This is a genomic window from Mucilaginibacter ginsenosidivorans, from assembly GCF_007971025.1.
Classification (GTDB): Bacteria; Bacteroidota; Bacteroidia; order Sphingobacteriales; family Sphingobacteriaceae; genus Mucilaginibacter; species Mucilaginibacter ginsenosidivorans.
On sequence record NZ_CP042436.1, the window covers coordinates 478,156 to 492,975 of the forward strand.

Below are 14,820 nucleotides of genomic sequence, written 5' to 3' on the forward strand. Positions count from 1 at the left end.
TTTTCTCCGCTACCTGCATCTTAAATAAGATATTGAAGACTTCTTAAACGTTATTTTAATGTATGAAAACCTGTCAAAAAACTTTATTGCTGCCCATATTGCTTTTTCTTTCTGTCGCAGCCTTCGCCCAAAACAATGATGACGCCAAAGCACTTGTAAAACAAGGCGTTGCGTTGAACGATTCGGGTAAGTACGACCGGGCCATTGAGAAATATAACCAGGCGATCAAAGCTGACCCGCAGTATGCCAATGCCTATTACGAAATGGGCTACACCCTGTTTACCACCGGGAAGGAAAAGGAGGCTATTCCCTATCTCGAAAAAGTGCTGGCCCTTGAACCGAAAGCCGCAGGCGGGTATGATATGCTGGGCAGCATTTATGATGATTTGAACCAATCGGACAAAGCCATTGATCTTTTTAAGAAAGGTATCGGGGCCGATTCTACTTATCAGCGGCTGCATTATAACATCGCCATAACCTATTACCGGCTTGGTAAATTTCCTGAATCGGAGCAAGCCGCTATTAAGGCCATCAAGCTTGATGCAACACACGCGAGCAGCCAGCGAATTTTGGCCATGGCAACCTACAAGCAAAAGAAACGCGGCATTTCCTTACTCGCCTGGTGTGATTTCCTGCTGCTCGAACCGCAAAGTAAACGCTCGCCGGAGGCATTAAACTTTGTTAAAACTATTCTCAACTATGGCGTTAAGCGAGCTGGCGACAGCAGCATTACCATAAGTGTCAACCCTGACGAGGGTGCTGGGAATTTGTTGATGCCTATAGCTATAAGCACGGCACTTGATAAGAAAACTAATTTATCGGCAGTCGATTCGGTTCAGTTTGAATTAACCTCTTTACTGCAAATATCAGCGTCTATTATAGGCGACGATGCACCGCCGCTGGTAAAAAATTACTATGCAGGGTATTTCGAACAGCTGGCCAAATCGGGAAACATGCCGGCTTTTGCCCGTTATATCACCCTCTCGGCGTACAGGGACGAGAACCTGGCCTGGTTTAAGGAACATGATAAAGAGTTAAAAGACCTGCAGCAGTGGGTAGCAGCAACCAAACGCGAGTTTTAGCGGCAATTGTTTTAAATTTGAGAATGAAGTCTTTTTTTAACCTGATTCTGATCTGTTGTGTGCTGGCCACGGCAGTGCAGGCCTCGGCCCAGGACACAGGCAATGCGGCCGATCTGATTAAACAGGGCACCCAGCTTAATAAACAGGGAAACTATGCAGTGGCCATAGAAAAATACAAAGAAGCCCTGAAAACCGATTCAAATAACGCGCAAGCCAACTATCAAATGGGTTTTAGCCTGCAGGCAGCAGGCAGGGGAAATGAGGCCATCCCTTATGCAGAAAAAGCCATCAAAGGCAATGGCAGCGCTACGCTTACAGCAGCAAGCTATGCACTTTTGGGCAGCATTTACGACGAGGATCATCAAACCCAAAAGGCCATCGACACCTATAAGGAAGGCATCAAACTCAACCCCGCCTTTCAGCAATTGCACTTTAACCTCGGACTCGCCTATTCGCGCAATAAGCAATATGCCGAGGCAGAGATCGAAGCTATCGAGTCTATTAAACTCGACCCGAAGCACGCGAGCAGCCAACGGATGTATGCGCTGGTTACGTTCCATCAAAATAAAAGGTTGAATGCCTTACTGGGCCTTTGCAGTTTTATCCTGCTGGAGCCAAATACGCCGCGCAGCGCCGAGGCCTACACCAATATCCAGAGCATTTTAAAAGGAGGCGCGTTAAGCGGCGCCAATGGCCGGCAAACCATCATTCTGTCGCCTAAGGACAAACAGGACATCGCGGTCAAAAACATGGTTATATCCACTACGGTCTCCGTGGCCCGCCAAAAGAAACTGGCAGGTATGGACATGCTGGAGTTTGAATTGAAACACATCTTTAGCATAGCGGGTAACATGGCTAATGATGATAAGGAAAAAGACTTTTTTGATAAGTTCTTTGCCGCTTATTTTTTAAACCTGGCGCAAAGCGATAATATAGCCGCATTTACACGCATGGTTAGCTTGAGCGCAAATAAGGAAGAAAACACCAAATGGATGATGGAACACGATAAAGAACGGAGTGATTTTGACAAATGGATCGCTGCTACGGAAAGAAAGTTTTGAGGTATTTGTTTTCAGGCGCCCTTAATAATCCCCTGTTTCCAGTAGATTCTTTTCCCATAGCAGAAGAGCGTATTGTTTAAAAACTGGCGGGCCGGTTTTTAACGCTTCATCCATAGTGTATTCACCGCCTGAATAATCTTTATCCGATATTTTTATCTTGCTTGTACCCCGAACTGCATATTTTTTATTGCCTTCATGCATAATTATTTTCATGCTTGCCGGACTGACATCGCCGCGACAAGCAATTCTGTACATTAACCAGATTTCGGCCTTACCGTCTTTGTTGAGGTCAGTAACCGCAAAAGTACCAGGCACATATTTAGCCTTCGTGTCAACGGGCAAATAATGGTAAAATCATGCATTTGCCAGGCAAGGGTAGGCTTACCGCCGTTCATCACATAATTGTATGCATATACATCGGCTTTAGCAAAGCTTTCACCGTCTTCTTTTACTTCTACTTCTCCCGTTTCTGTAGCAATGACGACGTGATCCCCTTCATTATCGGTGTACTTTACTGCATTGACGATATGCCCGTCATAATGAATGGTTTTCGGCAATGCTTTTTTGTCAAGAGGAACAGGTTTTACCTGTGCGGATGCAATTTGCGCAACAGCTAACGCAAATAAAATGATTAAAAGTTTCATTGGGTTTAAGTATCGTTCAAAAGTAGTGATAAATATTGTTTTTATACCACGCAGTTGTCCCCCGCAGACTCACCCCGACATCGTTACACTCGTCGACCCTCTCTGCTGCAAGCAGCAAAGAGGGTTGGACCGTTCTTTCTCCTATTAATTCCGTCCTTAAGTCCAGAATAGAAACGAATTTTCTAATTAAAGAAAAAACCACCCTCTTTATCGCTTGCGATAGAGAGGGTGGCCCAGCGAAGCGTCGGCCGGATGAGTCAAATAACCAGGCGACAGCCCATATAATCAAATAAAGTATCCTCACAGGCAGCTCAGCGTAGTCTATTTCGTCTACTTCTTCCGCCGTTGCTCTACAAAATTTGGCGGCCGCCCTTTTAGTTCCGTACCTTGTGGATAACAGGAATTTTAAAGAATGATTGCATGAAAAAGCGACCGCAAATTTTTTTTATCAGCTTGTTCAGCCTGGTTTTTATATCAGGGTACACCCGGGCGCAGACAACCGAAGCCCCGCCCATAGTTTTTGTAGCCAGCACACCATGCAGCATTGGCACAAGGCCGGTGCCCGGCATTCCGCCGGGGCAAACGGGTTGTGACCTTATCAAATGGAACCTCAAGCTATCAGGTGACGGCAAATCATCGCCGCGAACCTACGTTCTCGATTGCGACTACGGAATACCCAAACAAGGCACCCGCGAATTTATTAACGGTGGCAAACACCTGCACCGCGAGGGCAAGTGGACCATTGTAAAAGGCATGCACGCCGATCCATCAGCTGTGGTTTATCGTCTCGACCCGGATAAGCCCTTGGAATCCATTTCGTTCGTGCGTCTGAATGAAAATATGATCCATTTGCTGGATAGCGATGAGCACCTGATGAACGGTACAGGCGCCTGGAGTTACACCCTTAGCAAAGTAAAACAATGAAAAATCTCATTTATATATTAGCCGCATGTCTTGGTCCGCTGCTGGCCGGCAATGCCAAAGGGCAAACCACCACGTCCGACAATATAGTATCTGAAAGTGTTACCTTCGGCGATATGCCAAAGGGCAAAGGAGTATATGGGATATTCGAGGGCAGGTCGCCTTGTGAAGCTATAAGCCGGCAAATGGGTGCAAAAATGCCTGCCGATCTCGATCACCTGAAATGGCAGCTGATACTTTTCTGCGATTCCGTCACCTTAAAGCCAACCACTTTCACCTTGAGAACCGAAATGTTTGGCCGCAAGCCCTTAACCGGGAATTGGAGCCGGGTGAATGGGGCAAAAAACAGCCTCGCTGCCCCCTATATTGCGCTGGACTGGCGTAAACCTGGCAAGCCCCTTTATCTTTTAAAAGGTGACGAGAACGTTCTTTTTATTCTTGACGAAAATCTTCAATTCCTTACCGGCGATGCTGATTTCAGCTATACGCTGAACAGGGTACGTAAAGTGTTGCGTCCATTGCCTAAAAATTGACATGGGGCGACTATCTTCCCCCCGGCTGCGTCTTCGGAGCCAGCCTCAAGTCTTTTTCAGGGGGCACAAGCGCCGACGCCGATTATCCCGTATACTCACCCCGACATCGTTACACTCGCTGACCCTCTCTCCGCCTTCGGCGCAAAGAGGGTTGTATTATTCTCCCTCTTAGTAATTTCCTACTTAAGATCAGAATAGCAAGGAATTTTCGTGTTTAAAGAAAAAATTTAGAAAGACCCTCTTTATCGCTTGCGATAGAGAGGGTGGCCCAGCGAAGCGTAGGTCGGGTGAGTCAAATAGCCGCGCGCCAGTTCACAAACGCCCCTCTTTACCGCTCGCGGCAGAGAGGGTGGCCCAGCGAAGCGTCGGCCGGGTGAGTCAAATAATCGGGTGACATTCGCCCACAATAATATTACCATTTCCTTCCCCCGCGCATGGGTAAAAACCCTAAATTTGCCCCCACATAATTCATTACAAATACCATGAGTTTCAGAACCGAACACGATACGATGGGCGAGGTACAGGTACCTGCCGATAAATACTGGGGCGCACAAACCGAACGTTCACGCAATAACTTTAAAATAGGCCCCGAGGCATCCATGCCGAAGGAGATCATCAATGCGTTTGCATATTTGAAAAAAGCGGCCGCATATACCAATACAGAACTGGGCGTGCTGCCCGCCGAAAAACGCGACCTGATAGCACAGGTTTGCGACGAGATACTGGAAGGCAAACTGGCCGGTGAGTTCCCATTGGTTATCTGGCAAACGGGCTCGGGTACGCAATCCAACATGAATGTGAACGAGGTTGTAGCTAACCGATCGCACGTGTTACAGGGCAACAAACTGGGCGAAGGCAAAACTTTCATCCACCCGAATGATGATGTAAACAAGTCGCAGTCGTCTAACGACACCTACCCTACCGCCATGCACATCGCTGCCTATAAAATGGTGATGGAGGTAACCATACCCGGTATCGAAAAACTTCGCGATACGCTGAAGGCAAAATCAGAGGCATTTAAAAGTGTGGTAAAGATAGGCCGCACCCACCTGATGGATGCTACACCGCTTACTTTAGGCCAGGAGTTTTCGGGTTACGTATCACAATTGGATCATGGGTTGAAAGCCATACGGAATACTTTGGATCACTTGTCTGAGCTTGCCTTGGGTGGCACCGCCGTTGGTACCGGCATCAACACCCCAAAAGGTTATGATGTGAAGGTGGCTGAATACATTGCCAAATTTACCGGCCTGCCTTTCCGCACAGCCGATAACAAGTTCGAAGCGTTAGCTGCTCATGATGCTATAGTGGAAAGTCACGGCGCTTTGAAACAAATTGCCGTGTCGCTGATGAAGATCGCGAATGACATCCGCATGCTGGCCTCGGGCCCGCGCTCGGGTATCGGCGAGATACATATACCGGACAATGAACCGGGTTCGTCCATTATGCCTGGCAAAGTAAATCCAACCCAAAACGAGGCAGTTACTATGGTTGCTGCGCAGGTAATGGGTAATGATGTGACTATATCCATCGGCGGATCGAACGGCCATTATGAACTGAACGTTTTTAAACCGGTAATGGCAGCCAACTTCCTGCAATCGGCACGTTTAATAGGCGACGCTTGTGTATCCTTTAACGACCATTGCGCCAAAGGCATCGAACCGAATTACGCCGGCATCAAAAAACACCTTGAAAATTCGCTGATGCTGGTTACAGCGCTGAACCCGCATATCGGTTATGAAAACGCTGCCAAGATCGCCAAAACAGCTTTGAAACAGAACCAATCCCTTAGGGAAGCGGCCATCGGTTTAGGTTTACTCACTAACGAGCAATTCGACCAGTGGGTTAAGCCGGAAGATATGATCGGTAGCCTGAAATAAATATTAAAACTGTCATTCTGAGCGTAGCGAAGAATCTATCGATAGCTATTTCGCTGCGCTCAATATGACAAAACATACTGATATGCAAAAACCTTTCGCCCTTCTCCTTTTACCTTTCGCCTTAATAGCCACTTTAAGCTTTAGCTGCACGCCAAATGCAGATTTGCAGGGCAAGGGTGAAAGCTACCTCCAGGGCGAATGGCAGCAGGACTCAGTTCCGGCGCAAAAGAAACTGGTTGAATACTCGCTTTATCATATCAAATTCAGCTGCGACTCGTTTTTTATGCAGATCAATAGCTTCAGCAAAACCAACAACGGTCCGGACACCTGCGAACGGTCGGGCCATTGGGTGGAATATATCAAGGGTGGCTATTTTCAGATCAGGGATACACTCCACGTTCGCGGCCAGTTTTGCAACGCCGATCACAGCCTGAAACCCGAAGGCGGTTGTTTCCGCTCGGGCATTTACGAGGAATTATTCAAAGTAAAAAAAGAGGGTGATTCGCTCGTTGAATTTTCTGCAGCGTCAAGTTTAATACCTATCAGGGCGCACTTAATAAAACGCACTACCTGCACCCCAAAACCATTGTGATATGAAAACAAGATTTCTGAAAAAACTGGCTTTGATCCTGGCGATCATTTACCTGCCTTTACAATCTATGGCATGGGGCACCCAGGGTCACCGCATAGCCGGGCAAATTGCCGATAGTTACCTTTCACCAAAGGCCCGCAAAGCTATTGAGGCAATTTTGGGCGACGAAAGCATTGCCATGGCAAGCAACTGGGCCGATTTTATCAAATCCGACCCGGCCTATAACTACCTGTACAACTGGCATTTCATCGACCTGGACAAAGCCTATACTTATCCCGAATTACAGGCATACCTAAACCAGGATACAGCTGTTGATGCTTATACCAAACTGCAATTTTTGATAGGGGAACTAAAAAAGAAAGACCTGGATAAGGACAAAAAATTGCTCTACCTGCGCATGCTCATCCACATTGTCGAGGATGTTCACCAACCCCTCCATACCGGCCACACCGAGGACAAGGGCGGCAACGACATTAAAGTGACCTGGTTCAGCAACAACACCAACCTGCACTCTGTCTGGGATTCGCAGCTGATCGATTTTCAGCAATTAAGCTACATCGAATATTCTACAGCCATCAACCACACTACAGCCGCCGAACGTTCTGAATGGCAAAAAGCGCCCATTAGCGAGTGGTTATTTGAATCGAACCAACTGGCCGAAAAGCTATATTCTGAAACGAAAAATGGCGACGCGCTTAACGGCTACAAATACAATTTCAACCATATCGATACCCTCAACCAGCAATTGCTGAAAGCCGGCGTACGGCTGGCAGGGGTGCTGAATGATATTTTTGGGTAATTGGTCGGATTAAGTTGAATGGTTGGATTAAGTTAATTTAACAGCCGCTCAAATTAATCAACTATTCAACAACTCACTTAATTAACTTCATAATGAAACTCCTCATGGTCTGTCTTGGTAACATTTGCCGTTCGCCGCTGGCGGAGGGTATTATGCAGCACCTTGCCGACGAGCAGGGGCTGACCTGGCAGGTGGATTCGGCCGGGACAGGCAGCTGGCACGTAGGTGAGGGGCCCGACAGGCGTTCGGTCCGCGCAGCGCGAAACCACGGCATCGACATAAGCAACCAGGTTTGCAGGCAATTCAGGCGGAAAGATTTCAGCGATTTTGATCAGATTTTTGTGATGGACAAATACAACCTTTCGGATGTGCTGACCATGGCACCTGACGAAGAAGCCGCAGCGAAAGTAAAGCTGCTTTTAGGTAACCGCGAAGTGCCGGATCCCTATTATGACGACAGCCAGTTTGAGCCGGTGTTTCAAACGGTGGAGCAAGGGTGCAGGGAGATAATAAAAGAATTATTAAAGTTTTAAATGTCAAAATATCCGAAAGTTAAAGATATTGAATTAGTTGGCACGTATCCCGCAACTGTTGAGTCTGGCGGCGGATATGTTTGGGATGAAGTGTTAGAATACCGTGTTTGGTGCCACCCCGAACGCGGCGCTCCCGATATTGATGATGGTAACGATTATTATTATGTCTTTGAAACTTGTGAAGATGCCTTAGAATACTCGGAATCGAACCCGGGAACCGAATCACCTCTTGCACTTATCCTCCAGGAGGAACACATCAACGAACCAGAACAGGGCCATTATGTGCATGTAAAGGAACCGAGGATCACTGAATGGCATGTGGAGTTTCTCAATAGACCTAAAAGAAATGCAGATACTATCCCGAATTTTTTCTCGCCTGATGCTCCTGCAAACAGACTGGAAATATTACGCGGCCTTGTTTAATTATTACCTCTCCATCCTGAAAAACGCCAGTTTCTCCCCGTCTCTCACAAAATTATCCATACGTGTCATCCCGGCTTTTATCAATACCCTTTGCGAACCGATGTTGTCCAGCGTAGTTACCGCCACTAACTCATTCGCGTCGGTGTGCATAAAGGCCTGCGCCACCATGATCTGCGCCATATCGCTGGCTATGCCCTTTCCCCAATACCTTTGATGCAGCACGTAACCAAGCTCTACTTTCCCGGGCTGGTTATCATAAAGGCGCAGCAGGCAAAAGCCAATGAAATCGCCGTCGCCGTTATTAAATATACCCCAGCGGCCAAGCGGGCTACCCGATGCGTATTCCGTCAATGCCGACTGAAACAAGCTGATAAGCTCCTTACGCGTCCGTTTGGGCAAGTGGGTGATAACCCGCTCGTCATCAAAAATATCAACGAAAAGGTCCTGCTCTTCGGGTTTAAAATCACGGATAACAAAGCGTGGGGTTTGTATAAATAGCGGCATGGCTCAAATGTATGGTTTTACACCGATAGTGATTTTATCCTGTTCATCACAAAAATCTTAAAACGGCGAAGCCCTCTTGAACACCTTAAAAATTTAACAATCGTGAAAAATCGTGTTACCTTTGCACGCTATGGCATCCATCAAACCATCCGTACCTAAAGGCACCCGCGACTTCTCCCCGGCCGAAATGGCCAAACGCAACTATATTTTCGACACCATCAAAAGTGTGTTTCGTAAATATGGCTACCAGCAGATAGAAACGCCGTCGATGGAAAAGCTGTCTACCCTCACGGGTAAATACGGTGATGAAGGGGACAAACTGATATTCAAAATTCTTAATAATGGTGATTTTTTAGGCGATGGTGGTATTAGCGAATCGAACATGACAGCTGATAGCAAAAAGCTACTACCCCTGATCGCTGAAAAAGCCCTCCGTTACGACCTCACCGTTCCCTTCGCACGCTACGTGGTGATGCACCAGAATGAAATTACTTTCCCTTTCAAGCGTTTCCAGGTGCAGCCGGTATGGCGCGCCGACAGGCCGCAAAAGGGCCGCTATCGCGAGTTTTACCAGTGCGATGCCGATGTGGTAGGCTCAGAATCATTATTGAATGAAGCTGAATTTGTAATGATCTATGACGAAGCTTTAAGCAAATTAGGGCTTAAAGATTTCACGATAAAAATAAATAATAGAAAAATCCTATCGGGAATAGCAGAACTTATAGATAAAAGCGATAATATCATTGATCTTACCGTAGCTATAGATAAAATCGATAAGATTGGGTCGGATGGGGTGATCAAAGAGCTTTTAGAGCGCGGTTTTTCAGAAGCTGATATTGAAAAAATAAAACCCGTTATATTGCTCGAAGGCTCGAACAATCAAAAGCTTGCAAGTCTCCGCGAAGCATTGAAAGATTCCGCGGCCGGACTAAAGGGCTGCGACGAGGTAGAGACAGTTTTCAACTATATTGCAAACAGCCCGCTGCAAACTGCAAAATTGGAGCTGGATATTACCCTTGCCCGGGGGTTAAATTATTACACAGGGGCCATCTTCGAGGTAAAAACCAACGAGGTGCAAATGGGCAGCATCGGCGGCGGCGGCCGGTACGACGACCTTACCGGAATGTTCGGGCTTAAGGGCCTTACGGGCGTAGGCATATCCTTTGGCGCCGATCGTATTTATGATGTCATGGAAGAACTAAATCTCTTCCCCGAAGCTACCAACCAAAGCACAAAAGTGTTGATTTGCTGTTTTGATGCCGAAGGTGAAAAATACGCCCTGCCCATTCTAAAGCTGCTTCGCGACAGCAATATCAGCTCCGAATTATACCCTGCCGGCACCAAGATCAAAAAACAACTTGACTACGCCAATGCCAAACAAATACCATATACCATCATGATCGGCAGCGACGAAATGCAAAGCGGCCTGCTGACTTTTAAGGATATGGTTAGCGGTACACAGGAGAAATTACTGATTTCGCCTATCGTAAGTAAGCTTACATAAAAATAGCGGTGGGTTTCAAACCCATCGCTATTTTATTAACTATAAATTATGTCATTTCGAGCGCATGCGAGAAATCTTACACGCCCAGTATATGAGCATGCCGTCTAAGATTTCTCCTCGTCCCTCGTCGAAATGACATAGCGGCAAGTTTTTAACTGCCCGCCTTCTCCTTCGGCGACAAGTCGAACGGCACTACAACCTTAAAGCTGATATTGCGCCCCATATTAAAGATACCGGGCTGCACACCCGACGGAACATTTGCGTTATCAAAATATTTTAGCCTGCTCATATTCGACTGGTAATTAACGTTACCCAGGTTGGTACCTTCGATAAATATCTTCATGATAGGGTCGCCTTTGGCATTCACGATATTGCCACCTACACCGGCGCTGATAAGGTTATACCCTGCTGTGTAAGTTTCGGTGCCGTATGCCGCAAAAAATTTATCCTGTGCATTAAAGTGGTCGAGCCCGAAAAATGCGTAAACATTTCTCAAATTCGAGAAGCCTTTAATAAACGTTCCGCGCAATTCCGAATGCGTATGCAGAGGCGGAATAAAGGGCAGGTATTTCAAACTGTCGGCAACCGGGCCACCGTTGCCCAAATTAGTGCCATAGGTAAGGCTTAATGAATTTTCAAAATGCAGCCACGGCACGGGGTGCAGGTCGACATTCACTTCGCCACCGTTTATACGCGCCTTACTTTGCGTATAGGTAAATACCGTGTACAAGGGAAAATTTGGGTTTCTCACCGGCGAACCATCCGGGTTCAGCTCCTGCTGCTGGTAAATATAGTTGTCGATGTGATTATTAAAAAATTCGACGCTTGCCGAAACGTTGGGCAGGTTAAGGAACGCCCCAATATCTGTCTGCAAGTTAAACTCAGGCTTAAAACTGGCATCGCCGACGTGGTATATCTGCGAGCCTGGGTCGGGACCATTGGCCGAAAGTTCAGCAATACTCGGCGCCCTAAAACCGCGCGCTATATTTGCCTTGATAAGGAAGGCATTGGAAAAATTATAAGTCGCCCCAAAGCTGCCTGTCGCACCTGAAAATGTTTTGCTGAAACCTGCAAATTGCTGGGTAACATTTGGAGCCGTCGCCGGATCGGGGCCGGTGTACAGGCTGGGATAGAATGCAACAGATGTATCAATATAGGCCGATTTACTGGTTATCGAGCGACTATCGAAACGAGCACCGCCTTCCAGGTCAAGTTTACCGAAGGTTTTTTTCATGATGAAAAACGGCCCTATATCAAACTGGTGATAAGCGGGTATCGGGAAATCTGTAGCATCGCCGATGGTGTTGTTCTGGTACTGGCCGTTTATCCCGAAAGTGGTTTCAAAATCGTTGCCGAGATTGAAATTATATTTTACGTCGTAGGTATAATCGCTCAGGTGCAGATTCAGTCCGGCAATATCGGGATTAGTTGGGTGGGTATATTCGCGCCTGTGGCTGTATTCGTATCCCAAATTTACGATCAGGTTGCCGCTACCCAAAGTGATGTTACTGTTACTATAAATACGGTACAACTGCACATGCTGGTGAAGCGGTGTAATTGCATATGAATTTAAAACCGACCCTGGCACTATCGGCCTGAAATCATCTTCATCGGTTATCTGTCTCGTAAATTTTCGCGTTGCCGAATCGCGGCTGCCGTCAGGTATCTCCTGCTGATCGTCAAATAATGAAGCATTCAGATATGAATATCCCCAGTTCTTATTCAGACCAACCATAATGCGCGCATCTTTTTCGCGGTAGCCCGTGCCGTACACCCGGCCATCGTGTTCGTTCTGGTAATCTTTAGCCTCTTTGGCCGACAGGACAGTTCCCCACACAAAACCATTTTGGTTGCCCTGTAGCCTGAACGAGCCGTTGAGCAAGCCGTTATTTGTTCCGTAGTTGCCCGTAAACGATCCTAATATTTTGCCCTGTGCAACCGGTGGGGCTGTCAGCAGGTTAACTACGCCACCAATTGCATCCGATCCGTAACTTAAACTGGCCGGCCCTTTGATCACTTCGATCCGGTCGATAGAATTCTGATCCACCTCGATCCCGTGTTCATCGCCCCATTGCTGCCCTTCCTGCCGGATACCGTCCTCCAGGGTTACCACGCGGTTGTAGCCCAGGCCATGTATAAAAGGCTTGGAAACATTGGGGCCGGTAGTTACAGCGCTCACGCCCGGTATGTTGGCTATCTCATCGATAACGTTGGTTGTTGCCGAATGCTGGTCGATGTAGCTTTTGCTTACTGCCGCCATCGGCACCGGGTCGCGGCGTATTTCTGTGGCTTTGCTTACGCCCGTTATCACCACTTCAGCCGTTTCGATGGACGAGGTTTGCAACTGTACATTCAGCACCGATGTTTTTGAAAGATCGACCCTTTGGTTGAAAGTGCCATACCCAATATAGCTTACCTGCACCAGGTAAACACCCTTTGGTAGTTGAGTTATTGTATATTTTCCGTTTGCGTCGGTAACAGAGCCGGTCCTCAGGTCGGGGATAGATACAGTTGCACCCGGAATGGTGGCGCCGGTAGTTTTATCCGTTACGGTCCCCGACAAGGTGCCATTACCGTCGTTTTCGCCCGTGGTATCTCTCGGTACCGTTTTGGCAAATGCCGACAGACTTATAAGGAGTGTTAGAAAGCAATAAAAAAGCTTCAGTTTCATAATAATAATTTCTTGTGATCAGTAATGCTGCCAGACAGGCAGCCGTTAATTGGAACGGAATTATTATGAAACAGGAGGGGCGCGGCCGGCGGCAAGGATAAGGGCGATACTTACAAAATCGTAATGTACCGGTGTGAAGTAATGTTTGGTAGCTGTTAAGTGCGCGAAATACGGCTGGGTATCTATCGTCATGCTATTATGGTGCATGGCGTCGCATAACTGGCAATTTTCGCTTACCGTTGTATGATGGGTTATAGCCGCTGTTGTTCTGTAGCTGCGGTGATAGTGCGCGTAAACCGCCCACTGGCCTGCCACGAAGCAGATCATAATGACCCAGCTGCTAATAATATGGCGCGTACCTTTTTTCACCGTCTGTTCAGATAAAGCATTTGTTTTGAAACACTTTGCGCAAAAATACTGAAATCCGTGCTGAAACTGTCATTGCTTAGTAACAATGTCGTTGTAAAGATTGTTTCTGCAATTCGTAAACCGCGCTATCCGGCTTATATTTGGCGGATGAAACCTGCCGAGATAAATAATAAATGGGCCGCATTGCAGCAAAGGATCGCAGCAGATTTTGATACCGACCTGCCCGATGTAAAGGTGATGCTCTTCCTGATAGGCGTGCAGGAACTTGGGCAGGGGCCGCGTAAATTCAGCAAGCGTCAAAAAGAAGAGCTGATGCATATTGCCACGTGCAAATTATTCAGCAATATGGGTTTTTACGAACTGGAAGGACTGGACCAGGATGGCTGGCCGCACTGGAAACTGGTAGACAAGATACCCAACTACACCATCCTTGAACAAGAGCTGATCATGAAATCGCTGATAGTTGATTATTTTGATTCACTTAATTGAAAACGTAGTAAGGATTATAGAGGTGTCGTTCAATGCTTGACCAAGATCATAACTTTTACAACCTTTACAATCACTCCAACCTTTTAAACAAAAATGAAAAGACTTCTCACCCTGCTACTGATCTTCACGACGGCAACGGCCTTTGCCGGTAAACCAAAGAACCAGTACGTACGCATCAAAACCAGTTATGGCGAGTGCATCATCCGCCTGTATAACGAGACCCCGCAGCATCGTGATAATTTTATCAAACTGGTGAAAAAAGGTTTTTATAACGGCACGCTGTTTCACCGGGTGATACAAAACTTTATGATACAGGGCGGCGACCCGGATTCGAAAGACCCGAAAAAAGCAACGCCCGGCGCCGAGTTAGGCAATGGCGACCTGGGCTATACCGTTCCGGCTGAATTTCGCGACAGTATTTTTCATAAACGCGGTGTATTAGCTGCAGCGAGGGATGACAACCCTAAAAAAGCATCGAGCGCCTGCCAGTTTTATATTGTGGAAGGCAAGCGCTACACCACCGGTAAACTGGACACATTGGAAAAAGCGCCCCGCATGAACGGCCACAAGTTCCCTGAATGGCAGCGGAAATGGTACCAAAGTGTGGGCGGAACACCGCAGCTGGATCAGAATTATACGGTTTACGGCGAAGTGGTTTCGGGTATCGATATGGTCGACCGTATAGCCGCCGTTAAAAAAGATGAACGCGACCGGCCGGTGGAGGATATACCGATGACGGTTGAATTGCTGAAAAAGAGGGAATGTAAGCAGTTGGATAAATTACTTTATCCCCCCGCCCCCTGAAGGGGTAGTTT

The 14,820-nt window shown here is 47.1% G+C and carries 15 protein-coding genes and 1 pseudogene; 12 read left to right on the forward strand and 4 right to left on the reverse strand.

Annotation, left to right across the window (positions count from 1 at the left end):
* The first annotated feature begins 62 nt into the window (after positions 1-62).
* Both FRZ54_RS02195 and FRZ54_RS02200 read left to right on the forward strand, forming a co-directional pair.
* Positions 63-1,082, forward strand: coding sequence for a tetratricopeptide repeat protein (locus FRZ54_RS02195; protein ID WP_147030018.1), 1,020 nt, complete (start codon positions 63-65; stop codon positions 1,080-1,082).
* A 23-nt stretch (positions 1,083-1,105) separates the two neighbouring features.
* A complete protein-coding gene (locus FRZ54_RS02200) occupies positions 1,106-2,143 on the forward strand; it encodes a tetratricopeptide repeat protein (protein ID WP_147030019.1) in 1,038 nt (345 codons plus the stop codon).
* A gap of 21 nt (positions 2,144-2,164) precedes the next feature.
* Here FRZ54_RS02200 and FRZ54_RS24915 read toward each other — a convergent pair.
* A pseudogene (locus FRZ54_RS24915) lies at positions 2,165-2,787 on the reverse strand (M949_RS01915 family surface polysaccharide biosynthesis protein).
* Between the two features lie 420 nt (positions 2,788-3,207).
* Here FRZ54_RS24915 and FRZ54_RS02215 point away from each other — a divergent pair.
* The 7 genes from FRZ54_RS02215 (at position 3,208) to FRZ54_RS02245 (ending at position 8,468) form a co-directional block, all read left to right on the forward strand.
* Positions 3,208-3,711 carry a hypothetical protein gene (locus FRZ54_RS02215; protein WP_147030022.1) on the forward strand — a complete coding sequence of 168 codons (504 nt, stop codon included), beginning with the start codon at positions 3,208-3,210 and terminating at the stop codon, positions 3,709-3,711.
* Positions 3,708-4,241 (forward strand): hypothetical protein, encoded by a 534-nt coding sequence (locus tag FRZ54_RS02220; RefSeq protein WP_147030023.1) that lies wholly within the window; start codon positions 3,708-3,710, stop codon positions 4,239-4,241. Before FRZ54_RS02215 ends, FRZ54_RS02220 begins: the two co-directional genes overlap by 4 nt.
* Positions 4,242-4,723: 482 nt before the next feature.
* A complete protein-coding gene (gene fumC / locus FRZ54_RS02225; protein WP_147030024.1) occupies positions 4,724-6,121 on the forward strand; it encodes a class II fumarate hydratase in 1,398 nt (465 codons plus the stop codon).
* An 82-nt stretch (positions 6,122-6,203) separates the two neighbouring features.
* Complete coding sequence (locus FRZ54_RS02230; RefSeq protein ID WP_147030025.1) at positions 6,204-6,713, forward strand: hypothetical protein; 510 nt, start codon at positions 6,204-6,206, stop codon at positions 6,711-6,713.
* Position 6,714: 1 nt separating this feature from the next.
* Entirely contained in the window at positions 6,715-7,512 is a 798-nt protein-coding gene (locus FRZ54_RS02235; RefSeq protein WP_147030026.1) for a S1/P1 nuclease, read from the forward strand.
* A 92-nt stretch (positions 7,513-7,604) separates the two neighbouring features.
* Positions 7,605-8,045 carry a low molecular weight protein-tyrosine-phosphatase gene (locus FRZ54_RS02240; RefSeq protein ID WP_147030027.1) on the forward strand — a complete coding sequence of 147 codons (441 nt, stop codon included), beginning with the start codon at positions 7,605-7,607 and terminating at the stop codon, positions 8,043-8,045.
* The gene (locus FRZ54_RS02245) at positions 8,046-8,468 is read left to right on the forward strand and encodes a GCN5 family acetyltransferase (protein WP_147030028.1); all 423 of its coding nucleotides are present in this window, start codon (positions 8,046-8,048) and stop codon (positions 8,466-8,468) included. It abuts the gene before it with no gap.
* Positions 8,469-8,471: 3 nt separating this feature from the next.
* Here FRZ54_RS02245 and FRZ54_RS02250 read toward each other — a convergent pair whose 3' ends face one another.
* Positions 8,472-8,972 (reverse strand): GNAT family N-acetyltransferase, encoded by a 501-nt coding sequence (locus FRZ54_RS02250; RefSeq protein ID WP_147030029.1) that lies wholly within the window; start codon positions 8,970-8,972, stop codon positions 8,472-8,474.
* A gap of 130 nt (positions 8,973-9,102) precedes the next feature.
* On the opposite strand from FRZ54_RS02250, the gene hisS reads away from it, so the two are divergent.
* Entirely contained in the window at positions 9,103-10,476 is a 1,374-nt protein-coding gene (hisS, locus tag FRZ54_RS02255) for a histidine--tRNA ligase (RefSeq protein ID WP_147030030.1), read from the forward strand.
* Positions 10,477-10,627: 151 nt separating this feature from the next.
* On the opposite strand, the gene FRZ54_RS02260 is transcribed toward hisS, so the two are convergent.
* Together FRZ54_RS02260 and FRZ54_RS02265 are read right to left on the reverse strand one after the other, a co-directional pair.
* A complete protein-coding gene (locus tag FRZ54_RS02260) occupies positions 10,628-13,147 on the reverse strand; it encodes a TonB-dependent receptor (RefSeq protein WP_147030031.1) in 2,520 nt (839 codons plus the stop codon).
* Positions 13,148-13,210: 63 nt separating this feature from the next.
* Positions 13,211-13,516 carry a hypothetical protein gene (locus tag FRZ54_RS02265; RefSeq protein WP_147030032.1) on the reverse strand — a complete coding sequence of 102 codons (306 nt, stop codon included), beginning with the start codon at positions 13,514-13,516 and terminating at the stop codon, positions 13,211-13,213.
* 147 nt (positions 13,517-13,663) lie between these two features.
* On the opposite strand from FRZ54_RS02265, the gene FRZ54_RS02270 reads away from it, so the two are divergent.
* Both FRZ54_RS02270 and FRZ54_RS02275 read left to right on the forward strand, forming a co-directional pair.
* Positions 13,664-14,005 (forward strand): hypothetical protein, encoded by a 342-nt coding sequence (locus tag FRZ54_RS02270; RefSeq protein WP_147030033.1) that lies wholly within the window; start codon positions 13,664-13,666, stop codon positions 14,003-14,005.
* Positions 14,006-14,098: 93 nt separating this feature from the next.
* Positions 14,099-14,809, forward strand: a complete 711-nt coding sequence (locus tag FRZ54_RS02275; protein WP_147030034.1) for a peptidylprolyl isomerase — start codon at positions 14,099-14,101, stop codon at positions 14,807-14,809.
* Positions 14,810-14,820: the final 11 nt, after the last annotated feature.